Here is an 18,442-nt window from a genome sequence, read left to right as displayed (position 1 = left end):
GTAAATTTAACCGCTTACTGTTATTTAGCTTTACAGTCACTTGCCAACACGTTGCCGCTGTTATCCGAAAGCACGGCTATGCCGTCCAATCCTTCAAACCATATCCATCGAATATTACTATACTTATTACCGTTTTTCGTCACAACCGGTGAAAGTGTATGCTTGGTATTCCCGTAAGTGACCGAGATTGCCTGAGTGCCAGATATCCTAGGCTTCGGATTGTCATTTTTTTTAGGTTGATAACGTTGTACTTTAATTGCAATATCGCCTTTACAAATAAACTCTGTTGCCGTTTGACCTTTTACGATACTTATTTTCTCGTTCGTATTTTCAGACGGTAATGCTTTCTGTACCTGTTCAATCGGTGCTTCCAAAGGCTTACAAGCAGTAAGCATTAATAGACTTATCGGTAGAATCAGCTTGCTTTTTTTCGCTAAATCCATTTGAATCTCTCCCCTTTATTTCTCAACCTAATGAGAAAAAAAGAGCAACGACCACACGTTGCTCTACTGATATAACATTATTTAAAGCTATAACTGCCATCGGCTTGACGAGTAAATTTCCCACCAGAACCGATACTCATCTCTACAACACGATTATTTTTATCTAAACGAACCGTAACGCGCTCACCGACTTTTAAGTTACTAACGACATTATTCACTTTGCTCATTGCATTTACATCCGAAATATTTAATTGGTTATTACGGAATACTTGCATTAAAGACGTACTTTTCGGCACAGTTAAAGTTTTACTACCAACCACACCGCTGCTAGCCACTGTAGCTGCTGGTTTTTCTGCCGGTTTTGCGACCACTTTTTCTGTAACAACAGGTTTACCCGTTTCTACATTTTTTACTAACTGATCAAGTTGTGCATTTTTGGCTTTTTTCGCATTAAATTCATCAGCTGTTATTGCTTTTACTTTCTCTACTTTAGCTTCAGCTTTCTTAATTTCAGCTTTTTTCGTTTCAGCTTGATGAATAACACTGCCCTGTGTTTTAGGTTTAGATACTTGAGGCTGAACAACTGGTTTATTAACAACCGGTTTATTAACAACAGGCTTATTCACAACTGGAGCAACAACCGTATTTGAAGCTGGTTGCGTTGTAGGAATAGTAGACTCATTTACTGCCGGCAATGTATTCTCGCTCGATACTGTTGTTGGCGTACTCTGAGCCATATCTGTTGTCGCAGATGGTTCTGGTGTTACAGCTGTAGCTGCAACTTCACCATTTACCGATTGGGTTTGAGCCTGCTGTTGAGCTAATGCTTCTTGTTCGGCTTTAGCTTGTGCTTCAGCACGTTTCGCTTCTTCTTCATCTACCGGACGGAACTCAATCGGCAATGAGCCACCTTGCTGAGCTTGCAATTCTTCCACAGTTTCGGGTGCATTTGGTTTTAACCAAAAGAAGATGCCCGCTAAGATAGCCGCCAATGCAGCAACTAAACCTAAACGTTGATATTTAGAAGATGATTTTGCTTTTATCGCTACAGTTTCAGGCTTAGTTGCATTTAAACTAGGCACTACGCGTTCCATCTCATTCGTATTCATTTTAGGTTTTTCCTCTGCTCCTGTTTTTTCTTCTTTTACCGATTCATTTTTTTCTAGATTTTCGGCTTCTGTAACCGGAGAGAACGCAAAACCAGCACTTTTAGCCGTTGATTTAATATGCTCAGGTTCTGCCGTCAACTTAGGCTTTATAGACTCGGCTTCTGCAGTGTTTTCAGTCACTACAGATGGCTGCTTTACTAATTCTGTTGAATTGATTTCTGTTTTCACTTGTTGAGTTTCCTCGATTGATTTTAATGGAGTCGTTGTATCTACCGGACGTTTCATCATTGGAGTGAATGTATGGCCTGGCACCTTGTTTGAATGTAATGATACTGAAAGATTATTAATAACTTTTGTCGTTTCCGAATTAAGTTTTTCCGCAGCCTGTTCTGCAGACTGAGGGGGATTATTAATTTCTAAAGGCTCGCCAAACGTTGGCTCTTTACGAAGATTGTTATGTGACATTTAAAGTATCCAAATAATTAGAATAAAAACAAAATGAATTATTCATATTTTAAAGTATTTCTACTCGATCGGCACACGCTTTTTCGGAAAATTTCTAGTAAATACATCTATTTTTACAACAAAAGTTCCATTTCCTCTCAATATCTAGGAGCTTATGACAACAAATTTTATTTATTTCTCGATCAAGATCGCAAAAATATATTTGAAAAATTGTGTTATGACCACCCACTCAAGTAAAGTAAAAAAATAACGACTAAACTTAAATAGAAGGAGAAACGTACTATGGAAAAAGTAGCTATGAGAACAATTGTAAAAATGAGTTTTAGCTTCTTACTAGGCTTATTTACGACGAATACAGTTATAGCTGAAACCGATTCAACGGCAATGGAAGCTACGCCAGTGATACAAAACCTGACAACAGAACATACAAATACTGCCGTTAATCAATATCAAGTAAATATCAATACTGCCAGTTCGGCTGAAATTCAAGACAAACTGATTGGCATCGGAGAGAAAAAAGCACTTGCTATTGTCGAATATCGAACGAAAAATGGCCCATTTGTAAATATAGAACAACTCACGGAAGTATCCGGTATCGGTAAAGCAACATTGGATAAAAATCGTGAACGTATCACATTAGAATAACATACTAAAATTTGCCGAACCGAATAACATACAACTAATTCCTCTATCATCTCCACGTATGTCGGTTCGGCATTCTTTATAACATTAGGCAATTCACTTTCCTTTCTGTTATACTTCGCCACTATTTATGCAATTGAACAAAAAGGATACAATTTAATGTCTTTAAAACCATACTCTATGCCTACCTATTGGCAACGTGTAAAAGTCGCATTTCAGTATATTTTCCCACAATTACCTGTCACGCAGTTAGCGGGTTGGCTGGCAGAACAAAAATGGGGTGTCGTGACCCACTTTATTATTCGTGCATTTGCTAAACAATATAATGTGAACTTATCGGAAGCACAAAAAAGCAATGCCTCTGACTACGCAACCTTTAATGAGTTTTTTATTCGTCCATTAAAAGAAAATGCTCGTCCGATTAACCAAGACGCGCAAGCGCTTTGCTTACCGGCAGACGGTAAAGTGAGCGAATCAGGTAAAATTGAAGACGATCGTTTACTCCAAGCTAAAGGTCATTTTTTCACCCTTGAAACTTTATTAGCAAATGATCAAGACATGGCGAATAAATTTAAAGACGGCCATTTTATTACCACTTATTTATCGCCGCGTGATTATCACCGTGTACATATGCCGTGTGATGCGACATTAACTAAAATGATTTATGTGCCGGGCGAATTATTCTCGGTAAATCCGTTCTTAGCTGAACACGTACCAAATTTATTTGCACGTAACGAACGCGTTATCTGTGAATTTGAAACTGAATTTGGACCGATGGTACAAATCCTTGTCGGTGCAACTATTACGGCAAGTATGAGTACCGTTTGGGCTGGCGTGATTAATCCACCTCGTGCGAAAGAGGTTGTGGTATATCACTATGAGACCACCGGCGAAACTGCCGTACACCTGAAAAAAGGTCAGGAAATGGGTGCTTTCCGCTTAGGTTCAACCGTGATTAATCTCTTCCCGAAAGACTGTGTTGAATTAGCAGCACACCTACAAGCTGGCGTAGAAACTCGAATGGGCGAACGTTTAGCGAAAATTATTAAATAATTCTATTCCAAATAAATGAAGCACGATTCTAATCATCGTGCTTTTTTATAACCAAATCATCTACTATCTTACTAATCAGCTATAAACCCAATCAAAAAAGTATGTTATTTTAGGAGCAAAACTTCGTCTAACGCATTTATCGCGAAAGGGAAAACAATGAAATTACAACAACTTATTAAAACACATCAACTTGGCTTACTATTTCAACAAGGCAAATTCGGTATTGAGAAAGAAAGCCAACGTATTGATCATAAAGGAAATATTGTTACCACTACACATCCAGCCGTTTTTGGTAATCGCAGTTATCATCCATATATTCAAACTGATTTCGCAGAAAGCCAACTGGAATTAATCACGCCGCCAAACGATAAATTGGAAGACACATATCGTTGGCTATCGGCTATTCACGAGGTAACGTTACGCTCGTTGCCTAACGATGAATATATTTTCCCATTCAGTATGCCTGCCGGTTTACCACCGGAATCCGAGATCAAAGAAGCACAATTAGATAACGAATGGGACGTGAAATATCGTGAACACCTTTCTGCGATTTATGGCAAATACAAACAGATGGTAAGCGGTATTCACTACAATTTCCAAATTTCTGACGAGTTTGTCGAGAGTGCATTTGCATTACAAACAGAATACAACGATAAAATTGCGTTCCGTAATGCATTATATATGAAATTAGCCAATAACTTTTTACGTTATCAATGGATTCTGGTCTATTTGCTTGCGGCAACGCCAACCGTAGAATCGCAATATTTCGGTAAAAATTCACCTCTTGCAGAGGGGCAATTAGTACGTAGTTTACGTTCTGGCCCTTATGGTTATGTAAATGCACCACATATTGTGATCAATCACGACAGCTTGCAACAATATGTCGAATCCTTAGAACATTTTGTTGCAACTGGTGATTTATTGGCAGAAAAAGAATTCTATTCAAACGTTCGTTTACGTGGTGCGAAAAAAGCACGCGAATTGCTTGAGAAAGGGGTTAAATATGCGGAATTCCGTTTATTTGATCTCAACCCGTTCTCGCCTTACGGTATCGAGCTCGCCGATGCCAAATTTATTCATCTATTCTTACTCGCTATGCTATGGATAGATGAAACAAGCGGTCAAAAAGAAGTTGAAATTGGCACACAAAAACTATACCAAGTTGCATTAGAAGATCCTCGCTCACATACTGCGTTCCAAGCAGAGGGTGAAGCTATTCTTAACCTAATGCTGGCAATGTTAGAAGATCTTTCAGCGCCACAACGCGAGAAAGATTTATTACAACAAAAACTGGCACAATTTGCCGATCCGAGCCAAACAGTAAACGGTCGTTTATTATCTGCAATTGAACAAGCCGGCAATTATAAAGCACTCGGTGCAAAACTTGCACAACAATATAAAGCACAAGCATTCGATCGTTTTTATGCGATTTCCGCTTTCGATAATATGGAGCTTTCTACACAGGCTTTATTATTTGATGCGATCCAACAAGGATTGCAGATCGAATTGCTGGATGAAAACGATCAGTTCCTCGCACTCAAATTCGGTGATCACCTTGAATATGTGAAAAACGGCAATATGACCAGTCACGATCAGTATATTTCTCCATTAATTATGGAAAATAAAGTTGTGACCAAAAAAGTGTTAGCAAAAGCCGGTTTTAATGTGCCGAAAAGCGTTGAATTTACCTCGGTAGAACAGGCAGTGGCGCACTATCCGTTATTTGAAGGTAAAGCGGTGGTGATTAAGCCGAAATCGACCAATTACGGTTTGGGCATTACGATTTTCCAACAAGGCGTGACGGATAAAGCCGATTTTGCCAAAGCGATTGAAATTGCCTTCCGTGAAGATAAAGAAGTAATGGTGGAAGACTATTTAGTCGGCACTGAATATCGTTTCTTTGTGTTAGGAGATGAAACACTAGCGGTATTGTTACGTGTACCGGCAAATGTAAAAGGTGATGGTACGCATACAGTGCGTGAATTAGTGGAAGCGAAAAACAGCGATCCGCTACGAGGAGACGGCTCTCGTTCGCCATTGAAAAAAATCGCCCTCAGTGACATTGAATTGCTTCAACTCAAAGAGCAAGGTTTAACGCCTGATTCAATTCCAGCTGAAGGACAAATCGTACAATTACGTGCCAACTCTAATATTAGTACCGGTGGTGATTCAATCGATATGACCGATCAAATGCACGACAGCTATAAACAATTAGCTGTCGGTATTGCTAAAGCAATGGGGGCAAAAGTCTGCGGTGTGGATTTAATCATTCCAGATTTAACTAAAGCTGCTGAACCGTCTCTACGTTCATGGGGGGTTATTGAAGCAAACTTTAATCCGATGATGATGATGCATATTTTCCCTTACCAAGGAAAATCTCGTCGCTTAACCAAAGCGGTGTTAAAAATGCTGTTCCCTGAACTGCCTTAATCAAAAATCAAGCGGTCAAATTTGCAGAAAATTTTGCGAATTTGACCGCTTGTAATATGAAAAACATCACTAAATAGTGAAAAGTAAAAGTTAATACTTTACTAATTGAGAGTTTAAGATATACGGCTTTAATAGCAATAAAATATTGAAAAAGTGTTTCAAACGTTCTTCTTGCTCTGCTTCTTGCATCAGAATTTCTCCACCGATTGCCATTTCTTGACGAGCCAAATTTTTTGCGACTTCTGCATAGCTTTCTAATAATTGAAATTCCTGAGCATCACAACGGCTCAAAATTGCCAACATATCACGATCTTTCTCACTAAACTTTCCATTCGTTGGATTCATTAAGCCCATTTCCACAAATTCATCCAGTTCAACTTCTGTAATACCAAACTCCGAACAAATCTCACTTGCCAGTAAATGAGCATCTTCCATACCATTTAAAATATCGAGTGATCCCATTAAACTTTTATAAGGGTTATTCAGCTCAAAATCTGGTTGAGCAAATACACTTTTAATCTGAGAAATACTGGCATTGAAATTCGTTTGAAGATATTTGATAAATTCAATTAATTGAATATTACTTTCATCATATAAATGAAAGTTCGGTTTATCTTTCAAAGGTTCCGGTAACAATCCCTCTTTAATGTAATAAAGAATGGTTGATTTAGGTGTATTGGTTAATTTGGAAAGATCATTCATCTTCAACATAATAAGTTCCTTTAGATCTAATTTTGGATCTATTTTAGACAATCTATTCAAAAGCGTAAAGTTTTAGTATTCACTATTTAGATAAAAATGATGTTCTATAATATAGAATACAACTTTTAGCTATAAAACTATTTTTTAATAAGTTAGTTTATGGCACAATACTATCACTTTAATGTACTACTTCAATAGGATGATTTATGAAGAAACAGCCGACACTTTTTGGTGGTGCTTGTATTATCGCAGGCGTTTGCGTAGGAGCAGGTATGCTTGGGCTTCCAACTTCTGGTGCTGGAGCTTGGACGATTTGGTCAATACTTGCTTTAGCTTTTACTATGCTTGTGATGACGTTTTCAGGTTGGCTACTTCTTGATGTCTATAAAGACTATGATTTGCGTGCATCTTTCAATACCGTTACTAAAGACCTATTAGGTAATAAGATTAACGTATTAAATAATGTAGCAGTTTATTTTGTCGGTGGCATTTTACTTTATGCTTATACCACTGCTTCTGGTGGAATTTTAGAAAACCTAACCAAGTCAGCAATTGATTTCGGTGAATTTGGATCTCGTATTTGGTCTACACTATTCGTACTGATTTTCTCATTCTTTGTATGGCACTCTACTCGACTAGTTGATCGTATTTCAGTGTTATTAATTATTTTTATGGCATTGTCGTTTACATTCAGTATTTCGGGATTAGTCAGCCATATTGATAGCACTATCTTATTCGATCAGCAAAACGATAGCGGTGAATACGCCAAATATGCGTTAGCGATGTTGCCGATTGCGTTAACCTCTTTTGGCTACCATCACTCAGTATCTTCAATGCGTGCCTATTATGGTGAAGTAAAAAAAGCCAAATATGCCATTGCTGGCGGAACACTCATTGCTTTAGTACTTTATTTACTTTGGGTAATCAGCATTTTTGGTAATTTACCACGTATGCAATTTGCACCAGTTATTGCAAGTAACGGTGATTTGGACGTATTACTCAATACGATTGGTGAAGTGGTGCAATCTCCATATGTGAAACAAGCGATTAATGCGTTTTCTATGGCAGCAATTCTGTCGTCTTTTATCGGAGTTGGATTAGGCACATTTGATTTCTTAGCGGATTTCTTTAAATTTGATGAGAGTAAATCAGGCAGAACAAAAGCATGGGCAGTAACCTTCTTACCTCCGCTTATCTTCTCGTTACTTTCTCCACTCGGTTTTTTAAAAGCAATTGGATATGCTGGTGCGGTAGCAACCCTTTGGACTTGTATGATTCCGGCGTTATTAGCTTATAAAGCGAAAAAAGGTAATCTACTCATGATTGGGTTGGTATTTTTATTTGGTGTATGTACTGCCGTGTTCCATTTCCTTTCAATGTACGAAATGTTACCAATGTTTAAAGGCTAAATTATTTCTAACCACGGAATATACCGATTATACAGGAACTCATTATTACGAAACATATTCCGTACAGTCTATGTTTTCTGTGGTTAAATCATAAACCAAAAAATAAGGGGCAACATTTGTTGCCCCTTTTACTATCTTAGACTTATCACTTATTTATGACGAGAATGTAAACCTTTCTTCTCAAGATTACGATAGATTAACCATTGTTGAACGATCGTAATAATGTTTGAGGTTAACCAGTAAAGCACTAAGCCTGATGGGAACCATAAGAAGAATACGGTAAATATTACCGGCATAAACGTCATCACTTTTTGTTGTACAGGGTCAGTCACCGGACTTGGCGACATTTTCTGTAGCAAGAACATTGACGCACCCATTAAGAGTGGGAAAATGTAGTATGGGTCTTGTGCTGATAAGTCTTGAATCCAGCCGAAGAATGGTGCGTGACGTAATTCTACCGCTTCCATAAAGGTCCAATATAATGCGATAAAAATCGGCATTTGGATAAGAATCGGTAAACAACCACCCATTGGGTTTACTTTCTCTTCTTTATAAAGTTTCATCATCTCTTGGCTCATACGTTGGCGATCATCACCGAAACGCTCACGCATTTCCGTAATTTTCGGCTGTAACATACGCATTTTTGCCATTGAGGTGTATTGTGCTTTTGTTAATGGGTAAAGAATGGTTTTTACAACAATCGTTACACCAATAATTGCTAAGCCCCAGTTGCTCACAATGCTTTGAATGAAAGTGAGTAATGCAAATAACGGTTTCGCAATAAACCACGCCCAACCGTAATCTACGGTTAAATCAAGGTTTGCTGCGGTTGCTTCCATCTCTTTTTGATCTTTTGGACCAGTCCATAATTGGCTAGTAATTGTTGCTTCGCTATTCGGTGCAACATTTGTTACCGGACCACGATAACCGATGGTTGCGATACCATTATTAGTACGTGAATAAAGCGTATTCTCCGCATCTTGGTTAGGAACCCACGCAGAAACGAAGTAGTGTTGTAATAATGCAACCCAACCTGCTTTAGTGTTGATGTCTAAGTTCGCTTTTGCCATCTCATCAAAACTATATTTTTTATAGTTGGTTTCCGATGAAGAATACGCACCGCCGGTATAAGTCGGCATAGTTAAGCTGCCTGAGCTTTCAACTAAAGTATGTTTAATTTGACCATAAGGTTGAACTTCAACGGCTGCTGATGTTTGGTTTTTAACATTAAAGTTAACCGCCACATCATAGCTACCACGTTTTAATACGAATGTTTTCGTGTAAAGCACGCCGTCCTTTTCAAACGTCATCGGCACGCTGATTTCATTTTGACCGTCAGCTAATACGAATGAATCTTGTGCTACTTGATATTGAGGACGACCGGCATTGGTATCAATTCCGTTTTTACCAACTAAGCCACTTTGAGCGACATAAGTCGTACCATCCGTTTTTAATAATTTAAACGGTGTTGCTGAATTTAATTCTGCTTGATGAGCAAGTAAATCCGAAGCAATAACATCACCGCCTAAAGTGTCGATAGTTAAACGTAATACATCACTTTGAATGGTGATTGTTTTACCTTTTGTCGCACTATCTGCAATAGTCGTTGCTGAATTTGATGCTGCCGGAACATCTGATTGTTGTTGAGCCTGCTGTTGAGCCTGTTTTTGCGCCTGAATTTCAGGGTCAAAATCCTGTTTCCACTGAGTGAACACGAGGAAAGACACCAATAACAGCCCTAGTACCAATAAACTACGGTTTGAATTCATTTGAAAATTCTCTTGGTTAGGAATGAAATGGATAAAAAGAAAGGCATTTTATAATAGGTTGGCACTAGATCCAACCGCCTTTTGCGAATAGCGGTCGGATTTAGCAAGAATTTTGTAAAAAGTTGATCAAAGTCGACCGCTTATGACGAATGAGCAAACTGTTCCCATACCCAATCGCTAAATGCATGTAATCTTGCACTTTGTTTACGTTCGTGCGTCAATAAATAAGCCGGCAAACTCGGGCGTGGGTAATCGGTTAAAATTTCAACCAATTCACCGTTATCCAGCCAAGTTTGTACCAAAGCACGTAACGGTTGTCCGATACCCAAACCAGCTTTTAACATTGCGACAATCCCGTTCGCTCCATTTGCTGAATAGTGAAATTGATTTATTTCCATTTGCGGAAAACATAAAGGTCGCGTGCCGTTTATATCGGAAAAATACCCGATTAGGCGATGATCTTCCAATTCACTCGGTGTTTGTGGTACTCCATATTCGGCTAGATAGGCCGGTGAAGCACAAGTGACAAAGTCAAAATCGGTAAATTTTCGTCCGATCAATGTTTGATCATGAACTTCACCAATCCGAATCACACAATCCACCCCGTCTTGAGCGATATTTACCGCCCGATCGCTAATGCCTAATGTCAGTTTAATTTGCGGATAACGCTGATAAAAATCAGGTAATTTAGGAATAAACAGTTGCTCGGCAAACAACATCGGCATATCCACCCGTAAATGCCCTTGCACCAAACAATGCTTATCGTGCATCTGCTGCTCTAACTCGTCAAATTCCGCTAATAATCGGACCGCTTGTAAATAATACGCTTGCCCCTCAGCAGTAGGCATCACGGTTCTGGTCGAACGATGCAACAATTTCACCGTATAATGCTGCTCTAAATCGCTGATCCATTTGCTTAATGTAGAACGAGGAATCCCAAGTTGTTCGGCGGATTTATGGAAAGAAAGGCTTTCAACTACTCGTACAAAAGCTCGCATTGCTTGAATATGATTCATTTGATTATTCCGTTTTATGGATAGTATTGCCATATTTTACCTATTGATAAGGTAATTTGTACAAATATAATGCTCTCTTTTTTATCAACTGAGAATATTATGCAAATCATTTTAATTTTAGCGACCATTCTTGCCGGTGCCGGATTATCAGTGGAAGCCGGTTTACTTGGGCCATTAGGGCAACAAGTCGGCAAACTTTGGGCAACTTTGAGTATTTTTGGTGTCGGAGCCTGTTTAACCTTTTTACTGATGTTATTTTTCTCGCCACGCAATACGCCGTCTTATTTTTCACTACCCGGTTGGCAATTAACCGGCGGTATCCTAGGGCCGGTTTATGTGGTGATCTTAACGCTTGCAACACCGGTAATTGGTGTAGCAATGACCATGATTGGTGTCTTGGTCGGACAAATTTTTCAAAGTTTATTAAATGACCATTTTGCGTTATTCGGATCACAACATCATAAGATCAATAAACACCGTTTAATTGCACTCGGTTTTATCGTGTTAGCGTTGGGCTTTATTATTTGGGGAGAGATGTAATGGTTTTTGTGATGTTATGTTTAGCCTTACTTGGTGGTGTTGCATTAGCCATTCAAGCAAGCGTAAACGGCAAATTAGGCGAACAAGTAGGCGTATTTAAATGTGCGTTTTTAACCTTTTCTATTGGCGCCTTAGTGACCGGTTTATTGGTGTTTTTCTTTGAACCAAAGCACGAATTAACCCTATTTGACGTGCCAAAATGGCAACTTATGGGTGCATTGCTTGGTGTACCTTATATCGTGATTATGGTACTTGCGGTGGGTAAAATCGGCACGGCTGTGGCAACGGTCGCCGTGATTTTCGGGCAATTAGCAATGAGCTTACTGATTGATACCTTCGGTTGGTTTCATAATGAAGCGATTGCGTTTTCAATCCCTCGTCTATTAGCGGTGATTTGTCTAGGTATTGCACTCTATTTTATCTACCAAAGTAACCGACAAACGGCTGAATAAATGCCTAAATGAACAAGCGGGCAAATTTTCCAGATTTTTTGCAAAATTTTCGGAGAATTTGACCGCTTGTCGTTGATAAGAAACTAACGTTTATCTAAGGTTTTAGTCGAAAGACGAGCCACCGCACACAGATTGCCTTGTTCGTCTTTAATCTCGATATTCCACACCTGCACTTCACGTCCTAATTTAAGCGGATTGGCACGGGCAATCGCTTTTGTACCTGCCGGCACTGATTTTAAATGGCTGATATTTAATTCCATTCCGACCGCAATTTGATGCGATTCACACACCATTAACGCACCGGCATTGGCAGTAGTTTCCGCTAAAGCCGCCGACACGCCGCCGTGCAATACACCAAACGGTTGTTGAGTACGTTCGTCCACCATAAGCTGTGCTTCAATCCAATCTTCACCGATTGCGGTAAATTCGATACCTAAATGCGCTACCGCCGATTTTTGGCTAAGTGCGTTTAATTGTTCACAAGTTGCAGTTTGCTTCCAAATAGTCATTATGTTTCCTTTATGAAAAATCTTTAGTCTTCTTTATAAAAGAAGATATGAATAAAAAGTCGCGATCTCTATTGCCTTCAATATAGATCCCCCTCTTTAGTAAAGAGGGGTTAGGGAGTACTACACCACCTCAAGCAATGCCTGAATCGGGTGTTTAACCGAATAATGCTCAAAACGTTTTACTTGCGAACGGCAGGAATAGCCGGTCGCTAAGCAACGCTCAAGCGGTTTATTTTTCAATTTAATTTGCCACGATTGCTGATAAATCGCCGTCGACATTTCAAGGTGCTTGGTTTCATGTCCAAATGTACCCGCCATACCGCAACAACCGACATTTTCATTCACCAACTGTTCACCGAAATGGGCAAAAATCGCTTGCCACTCTTTCGGTGCATTCGGCAATTCGGTCGCTTCGGTACAGTGTGCAAATAAATGCCAGCTCAAGCGGTCGGAATTTACTGATTTTTTGCAATGCTCCAGTTCACCAGCTTGAATCACATCTCGTAGCCATTCGTGAGCCAGTTGCACTTTGAAATCGCCACGTACTGCTTTTAAGATATCACGATATTCGTCACGGTAAACTAAGGTCAGAGCAGGATCAACCGCCACCATCGGTAAGCCGAGTTGAGCAACACGGTTGAGAAATTCCGCCTGATTGCGTGCAGTTTTAGCAAACTTGCTTAAAAACCCCTTGATATGTTGTGCCTTACCGCTCGGTTTAAACGGTAACACGACCGGACGAAAACCGAGTTTTTGTAGCAATCGAACAAAATCCGCCACCACTTTTGCATCATAGAACGAAGTGAACGGGTCTTGCACCACCAGTACGGTTTTGCAAAATTCCGCTGATTTTTGACCGCTTGCTTGTGATTCTAAAGCCTCTAAGGTCACGCCCTGATAGCCGATTTCTACCAACTGTTGTTGTAAATTCGGTACAGAAAGTGCCGGTAAATAAGTCATGCCGATCGTTTTGTTCGCCAGCGTTTCCGCTAATTTTGAGCGACTGAAAAAGTTAAAAAACTTTGGTGCTTTCGCCATCATCGGTGCAACAAATTCAAGATTGGAAACCAGATAATCTTTTGCCGGACGCAAATAACGGCTATGGTACAGCTCATTAAACTGCGATCTAAATGTCGGTACGTCAATTTTGATCGGACATTGGCTGGCACAGGCTTTACAAGCAAGGCAAGTATCCATTGCCGCTTTTACTTCGTGCGAAAAATCGTATTCTTTCTGTTTATTCAGCGTATTGCGAATTTTTGCCACAAAATCGGTTAATTTGACCGCTTGTTTACCCGGTTTGAAGATCAAATCGTCCGGTGATACGTTTTGTTCAGCAAGCAATCTGAGCCATTCTCGAATCAAAGTCGCACGCCCTTTCGGTGAATAAAGGCGATTGCCTGATACTTTCATTGACGGACACATCGTACTATGTACATCAAAGTTAAAGCACAGCCCGTTGCCGTTACAGTTCATCGCCCCTTTAAATTCTTCACGCACTTGAATTGGAATTTGGCGATCAAAATCGGCACGCATTGACGAGTCGATCGGGTAAAGTGCCGCATTGCTTTCCAACGGTGTACAGATTTTACCCGGATTCAAGCGGTTTTGCGGATCAAACAACTGTTTGATATAACGTAATTCTCGCCATAATGTTTCGCCAAAGAATTTCTCGCCATACACCGAACGCATACCCTTACCGTGTTCACCCCAAATCAAACCGCCATATTTTGCGGTAAGCTCGACCACTTGATCGGAAATCGCTTTAAATTTTTGCACTTGCGTACGGTCGGTTAAATCTAATGCGGGGCGAACGTGCAGCACACCGGCATCTACGTGACCGAACATACCGTATTCCAAACCGTGATCATCTAATAATTGGCGGAACTCAGCGATGTAATCGGCAAGATTTTCAGGGGGAACGCAAGTATCTTCCACAAACGCAATCGGCTTCGCCCAACCTTTAGCATTTCCCAATAGGCCAACCGCTTTTTTACGCATTGCATAAATTTTTTCGATCGAGGCAATATCGTTGCAAATTTGATAGCCAATAATACCATTGGTTGAATCCGCCAGTTTTTTATCTAACGCTTTAATGAGGTCTGCGACTTGTTGTTCTATTAGTGTCTGATCGCTGCCGGCATATTCCACAATATTAATGCCAAGAATCGGGTTATTCGGATCTTCAGTTAATAAATCGGACACCGAATGCCAAATAATGTCCTGTTTCGCCAAATTCAGCACTTTAGAATCGACCGTTTCAACCGACAGTGCATTGGCTTTCAGCATAAACGGCGCAGAACGCAATGCCGCATCAAACGAATTATATTTAATGTTAATTAAGGTACGGAATTTCGGCAGCGGCAATAAATTGAGCTTCGCCTCACAAATAAAAGCAAGCGAACCTTCCGAGCCGGTTAAAATACGAGTCAGATTGAATTCGCTCTCGTCTGCATTAAATACATTTTTTAAATCGTAGCCGGTTAAAAAGCGATTGAGTTGCGGCAACTCGGCAAGAACGGTCGGACGTAACTCACGACAACGGCTAAAAATTTCACGGTGGAGCTGTTTACCAGTAGCAGTTAAGCCTAAGCGGTCAATTTCTGCAAAAAAATTGTCAGATTTGACCGCTTGTGTTTCCAACACTTCGCCGTTCATCAATACCGATTTGATCTCTAAAATATGATCGGAGGTTTTACCATATTGCAGTGAACCTTGCCCGGAAGCATCCGTATTGATCATACCACCCAGTGTTGCACGGTTACTGGTGGAGAGCTCCGGAGAGAAAAATAAACCGTGCGGTTTTAGAAATTGGTTAAGTTGATCTTTAACCACACCAGCTTGCACCCGCACCCAACGTTCTTCTACATTTAATTCGAGAATTTGATTCAGATGGCGAGAGAGATCAACAATAATATTGTTATTCAACGATTGCCCGTTCGTGCCGGTACCACCGCCACGAGGGGTAAAAGTGAGATGTTGAAAATGCGGACGTTGTGCCAATTTCGTTAAAATCACCACATCCGAAACCGATTTAGGAAATAAAATCGCTTGAGGTAACTGTTGATAAACGCTGTTATCGGTGGCTAAAGAAAGGCGATCAGCATAATTAGAAGCAATATCACCGCTAAAATGTTGTTGTTTGAGTTCCGCCAGAAAATGAATAACCGTTGGATTCAAATCAGGGATTTTTGAGAGTTGTGGTAGCATATTTAATTGTTCTTAGAAAGTAAGTAAATTCACATCTAACGATATTATCAATATTTAGCAAGAGTTGAAAATGAAAGCTAAAAATGAAAATTTATATCATACATATTATATTTAAGATTAAAAAACAAACAATATGATGGTTTTTGTATAAATATGGAGCTTGATTTTATCATTTCTAACCTAGATAATATCAACCATTCTTGCTTATATTCATATCTCTTTATCAATGACTATAAGGAATAGAACAATACTTTAGTGTAAGTGATATTAAAGTAATTTAAATTTAACCGATGGCAATCAGAGGATCATCAAAATGAAAAAAACAGTAATTGCATTAGCAGTATCTGGCTTAGCATTAGCTTCAGTAGCTCAAGCAGCTCCACAAGAAAACACTTTCTACGCAGGTGCAAAAGCAGGTTGGGCATCATTCCATGACGGTTTAACCCAATTTGATGCGAAAGACAATAATGGTAATGGCTATGGTATCAACCGTAACTCAGTAACTTACGGTGTATTCGGTGGTTACCAAATTTTAAACCAAAATAATTTTGGTTTAGCCGCTGAATTAGGCTACGACTATTTTGGTCGTGTACGTGGTAACACAACTTTTGCAGGCGAAAATAAAGATAAACGTGCTGCAAAACACTCTGCTCACGGTGCACATCTTTCATTAAAACCAAGCTACGAAGTTGCTCCAAACTTAGATGTTTACGGTAAAGCTGGTGTGGCTTTAGTACGTAGCGACTACTATGTACAACAAAATGTAGCTAAAGATTCTCGTATCAAAGCACACAACTTAAAACCATCTCTATTATTAGGTGCAGGTCTTGAGTATGCAATCACGCCTGAATTAGCAGCACGTGTTGAATACCAATACTTAAACCGTGTTGGTAACTTAGATAAAGCTGTTCGTAAAACAACAGATCTTCCAGGTACTAACTACCAATATAGCCCAGATATCCACTCTGTATCTGCAGGTTTAAGCTATCGTTTCGGTCAAGGTGCAGCTCCAGTTGCAGCAGCGCCTGAAATGGTAACTAAAAACTTCGCATTCAGTTCAGACGTTTTATTTGATTTTGGTAAATCAAGCTTAAAACCTGCTGCAGCAACAGCTTTAGATGCAGCTAACACTGAAATCGCTAACTTAGGCTTAGCAACTCCAGCTATCCAAGTTAACGGTTATACAGACCGTATCGGTAAAGAAGCTTCAAACTTAAAACTTTCACAACGTCGTGCAGAAACAGTAGCTAACTACTTAGTGTCTAAAGGTCAAAACGCGGCTAACGTAACTGCAGTAGGTTACGGCGAAGCAAACCCTGTAACTGGTGCTACATGTGACGCAGTTAAAGGTCGTAAAGCATTAATCGCTTGCTTAGCACCTGACCGTCGTGTTGAAGTTCAAGTACAAGGTGCTAAAAACGTAACTATGTAATATAGTCAGTTTTAGAACTTTATGATCTAAAAGAAAGCCGAACGCTATTTTTATAGTGTTCGGCTTTTTTATATCCCTTTCTCCATTCGAAGCAAAATTCCATAATTACTTTATTTCTTTTGATTTATTCACTTCATTTTTTCAGAATTGTGAAAACGATCACAGTATTTTATTAAGAAATTTTGTATCCTTATTATGAAATCACTTATTTTAAGTGAATCTCTAATCATTTCGATAACGAGGGCAATTCTATGAAAAAAACCGTATTAAGCACGTTAGCATTAGCGATTGCGTTAGGTGCAGGTATCAGTACAGCGCAAGCTGAAACACGTATTGGTGTGACTATCTATAAATATGACGATAACTTTATGGCGTTAATGCGTAAAGAAATCGATAAAGAAGCAAACCAATTAAAAGATGTGAAGTTATTAATGAATGACTCACAAAATACCCAATCTATTCAAAATGACCAAGTTGACGTATTACTCTCTAAAGGCGTAAAAGCATTAGCAATTAACTTAGTTGACCCTTCAGCATCAAAAACTATTATCGACAAAGCAAAAGGTGAAGATTTACCAATCGTATTCTTTAATAAAGACCCGGGAGCAAAAGCGATTGCAAGCTATGACAAGGCCTATTACGTAGGTACTGATCCGAAAGAATCCGGTTTAATCCAAGGCGACTTAATTGCAAAACAATGGAAAGCAAATCCGGCATTAGATTTAAATAAAGACGGTAAAGTACAATATGCGTTATTAAAAGGCGAACCGGGTCACCCTGATGCGGAAGCTCGTACTAAATACGTAGTAGAAGGTTTAGCATCACAAGGTATCCAAAGCGAACAAATCTTTATGGATGCGGCATTGTGGGATGCAGCACAAGCAAAAGATAAAGTGGATGCTTGGTTATCAAGCGGTAAAGCCAAAGATATTGAAATGATTATCTCAAATAACGACGGTATGGCATTAGGTGCATTAGAAGCAACTAAAGCACATGGTCGTAAATTACCAATCTTTGGTGTGGACGCATTACCTGAAGCATTACAGCTAATTAAAAAAGGTGAATTAGCTGGTACAGTACTTAACGATGCAGCTGGTCAAGGTCAAGCTGTGGTGCAATTAGCCGCAAACCTTGCAGACGGTAAGGCTGCTAACGAAGGTACAAACTGGAAAATTGAGGAACGTGTCGTACGTATTCCTTATGTTGGCGTAGATAAAGATAATTTAGATAAATTCTTAAAATAAGTAACTCGATCAGGCAC

General features: G+C 39.5%; 15 protein-coding genes. 8 read left to right on the top strand and 7 right to left on the bottom strand.

What is annotated here, in order from left to right; translation table 11 throughout:
• Window positions 1-20: 20 nt before the first annotated feature.
• A complete protein-coding gene (locus NYR60_RS08630; protein WP_279466747.1) occupies window positions 21-443 on the bottom strand; it encodes a GlcNAc transferase in 423 nt (140 codons plus the stop codon).
• A gap of 77 nt (window positions 444-520) precedes the next feature.
• Window positions 521-2,017: a LysM-like peptidoglycan-binding domain-containing protein gene (locus NYR60_RS08625; protein ID WP_279466746.1), complete on the bottom strand. Its 1,497-nt coding sequence runs from the start codon at window positions 2,015-2,017 to the stop codon at window positions 521-523.
• Window positions 2,018-2,314: 297 nt separating this feature from the next.
• Here NYR60_RS08625 and NYR60_RS08620 point away from each other — a divergent pair, with 297 nt between their 5' ends.
• From NYR60_RS08620 to gshAB, 3 genes are all read left to right on the top strand, one after another.
• Complete coding sequence (locus NYR60_RS08620) at window positions 2,315-2,662, top strand: ComEA family DNA-binding protein (RefSeq protein WP_279467980.1); 348 nt, start codon at window positions 2,315-2,317, stop codon at window positions 2,660-2,662.
• Window positions 2,663-2,818: 156 nt separating this feature from the next.
• Window positions 2,819-3,712 carry an archaetidylserine decarboxylase gene (gene asd / locus NYR60_RS08615; RefSeq protein WP_279466743.1) on the top strand — a complete coding sequence of 298 codons (894 nt, stop codon included), beginning with the start codon at window positions 2,819-2,821 and terminating at the stop codon, window positions 3,710-3,712.
• 156 nt (window positions 3,713-3,868) lie between these two features.
• Window positions 3,869-6,142 carry a bifunctional glutamate--cysteine ligase GshA/glutathione synthetase GshB gene (gshAB, locus tag NYR60_RS08610; protein WP_279466741.1) on the top strand — a complete coding sequence of 758 codons (2,274 nt, stop codon included), beginning with the start codon at window positions 3,869-3,871 and terminating at the stop codon, window positions 6,140-6,142.
• Window positions 6,143-6,232: 90 nt separating this feature from the next.
• On the opposite strand, the gene NYR60_RS08605 is transcribed toward gshAB, so the two are convergent.
• Window positions 6,233-6,853 carry a MerR family transcriptional regulator gene (locus tag NYR60_RS08605; RefSeq protein WP_279466739.1) on the bottom strand — a complete coding sequence of 207 codons (621 nt, stop codon included), beginning with the start codon at window positions 6,851-6,853 and terminating at the stop codon, window positions 6,233-6,235.
• 197 nt (window positions 6,854-7,050) lie between these two features.
• On the opposite strand from NYR60_RS08605, the gene NYR60_RS08600 reads away from it, so the two are divergent.
• Window positions 7,051-8,253, top strand: a complete 1,203-nt coding sequence (locus tag NYR60_RS08600) for an aromatic amino acid transporter (RefSeq protein WP_279466738.1) — start codon at window positions 7,051-7,053, stop codon at window positions 8,251-8,253.
• A 149-nt stretch (window positions 8,254-8,402) separates the two neighbouring features.
• On the opposite strand, the gene yidC is transcribed toward NYR60_RS08600, so the two are convergent.
• Both yidC and NYR60_RS08590 read right to left on the bottom strand, forming a co-directional pair.
• Entirely contained in the window at window positions 8,403-10,022 is a 1,620-nt protein-coding gene (gene yidC / locus NYR60_RS08595; protein ID WP_279466737.1) for a membrane protein insertase YidC, read from the bottom strand.
• Between the two features lie 140 nt (window positions 10,023-10,162).
• Window positions 10,163-11,038, bottom strand: coding sequence for a LysR substrate-binding domain-containing protein (locus tag NYR60_RS08590; RefSeq protein ID WP_279466736.1), 876 nt, complete (start codon window positions 11,036-11,038; stop codon window positions 10,163-10,165).
• Window positions 11,039-11,137: 99 nt separating this feature from the next.
• On the opposite strand from NYR60_RS08590, the gene NYR60_RS08585 reads away from it, so the two are divergent.
• Both NYR60_RS08585 and NYR60_RS08580 read left to right on the top strand, forming a co-directional pair.
• Window positions 11,138-11,578 (top strand): DMT family transporter, encoded by a 441-nt coding sequence (locus NYR60_RS08585; RefSeq protein ID WP_015674289.1) that lies wholly within the window; start codon window positions 11,138-11,140, stop codon window positions 11,576-11,578.
• Window positions 11,578-12,030: a DMT family transporter gene (locus NYR60_RS08580; protein ID WP_279466735.1), complete on the top strand. Its 453-nt coding sequence runs from the start codon at window positions 11,578-11,580 to the stop codon at window positions 12,028-12,030. Before NYR60_RS08585 ends, NYR60_RS08580 begins: the two co-directional genes overlap by 1 nt.
• Window positions 12,031-12,113: 83 nt before the next feature.
• Here the strand turns inward: NYR60_RS08580 and NYR60_RS08575 are convergent, their stop codons facing one another.
• The gene (locus tag NYR60_RS08575) at window positions 12,114-12,539 is read right to left on the bottom strand and encodes a hotdog fold thioesterase (protein ID WP_005625263.1); all 426 of its coding nucleotides are present in this window, start codon (window positions 12,537-12,539) and stop codon (window positions 12,114-12,116) included.
• Window positions 12,540-12,659: 120 nt separating this feature from the next.
• Window positions 12,660-15,749, bottom strand: a complete 3,090-nt coding sequence (gene ydiJ / locus NYR60_RS08570; protein WP_279466733.1) for a D-2-hydroxyglutarate dehydrogenase YdiJ — start codon at window positions 15,747-15,749, stop codon at window positions 12,660-12,662.
• Between the two features lie 313 nt (window positions 15,750-16,062).
• Between ydiJ and ompA the strand changes: the two genes are divergently transcribed.
• Together ompA and mglB are read left to right on the top strand one after the other, a co-directional pair.
• Window positions 16,063-17,181, top strand: a complete 1,119-nt coding sequence (ompA, locus tag NYR60_RS08565; RefSeq protein WP_279466731.1) for a porin OmpA — start codon at window positions 16,063-16,065, stop codon at window positions 17,179-17,181.
• Between the two features lie 251 nt (window positions 17,182-17,432).
• Window positions 17,433-18,425: a galactose/glucose ABC transporter substrate-binding protein MglB gene (gene mglB / locus NYR60_RS08560; protein WP_279466729.1), complete on the top strand. Its 993-nt coding sequence runs from the start codon at window positions 17,433-17,435 to the stop codon at window positions 18,423-18,425.
• The last annotated feature ends 17 nt before the right edge of the window (window positions 18,426-18,442 follow it).

The sequence above is a fragment of the Actinobacillus genomosp. 2 genome, from assembly GCF_029773605.1.
Classification (GTDB): Bacteria; Pseudomonadota; Gammaproteobacteria; order Enterobacterales; family Pasteurellaceae; genus Actinobacillus.
Note: the sequence above shows the minus strand (reverse complement) of the source record. Positions and strands in the feature narration are given on the sequence as shown.

Bases quoted from the DNA above. Each gene is read 5' to 3' on its own strand.
- NYR60_RS08590 (WP_279466736.1), bottom strand. From the start codon at position 11,038: ATGAATCATATTCAAGCAATGCGAGCTTTTGTACGAGTAGTTGAAAGC.
- NYR60_RS08620 (WP_279467980.1), top strand. From the start codon at position 2,315: ATGAGAACAATTGTAAAAATGAGTTTTAGCTTCTTACTAGGCTTATTT.
- yidC (WP_279466737.1), bottom strand. From the start codon at position 10,022: ATGAATTCAAACCGTAGTTTATTGGTACTAGGGCTGTTATTGGTGTCT.
- NYR60_RS08630 (WP_279466747.1), bottom strand. From the start codon at position 443: ATGGATTTAGCGAAAAAAAGCAAGCTGATTCTACCGATAAGTCTATTA.
- NYR60_RS08625 (WP_279466746.1), bottom strand. From the start codon at position 2,017: ATGTCACATAACAATCTTCGTAAAGAGCCAACGTTTGGCGAGCCTTTA.
- NYR60_RS08605 (WP_279466739.1), bottom strand. From the start codon at position 6,853: ATGTTGAAGATGAATGATCTTTCCAAATTAACCAATACACCTAAATCA.
- NYR60_RS08580 (WP_279466735.1), top strand. From the start codon at position 11,578: ATGGTTTTTGTGATGTTATGTTTAGCCTTACTTGGTGGTGTTGCATTA.
- NYR60_RS08575 (WP_005625263.1), bottom strand. From the start codon at position 12,539: ATGACTATTTGGAAGCAAACTGCAACTTGTGAACAATTAAACGCACTT.
- NYR60_RS08600 (WP_279466738.1), top strand. From the start codon at position 7,051: ATGAAGAAACAGCCGACACTTTTTGGTGGTGCTTGTATTATCGCAGGC.
- gshAB (WP_279466741.1), top strand. From the start codon at position 3,869: ATGAAATTACAACAACTTATTAAAACACATCAACTTGGCTTACTATTT.
- asd (WP_279466743.1), top strand. From the start codon at position 2,819: ATGTCTTTAAAACCATACTCTATGCCTACCTATTGGCAACGTGTAAAA.
- NYR60_RS08585 (WP_015674289.1), top strand. From the start codon at position 11,138: ATGCAAATCATTTTAATTTTAGCGACCATTCTTGCCGGTGCCGGATTA.
- ydiJ (WP_279466733.1), bottom strand. From the start codon at position 15,749: ATGCTACCACAACTCTCAAAAATCCCTGATTTGAATCCAACGGTTATT.
- ompA (WP_279466731.1), top strand. From the start codon at position 16,063: ATGAAAAAAACAGTAATTGCATTAGCAGTATCTGGCTTAGCATTAGCT.
- mglB (WP_279466729.1), top strand. From the start codon at position 17,433: ATGAAAAAAACCGTATTAAGCACGTTAGCATTAGCGATTGCGTTAGGT.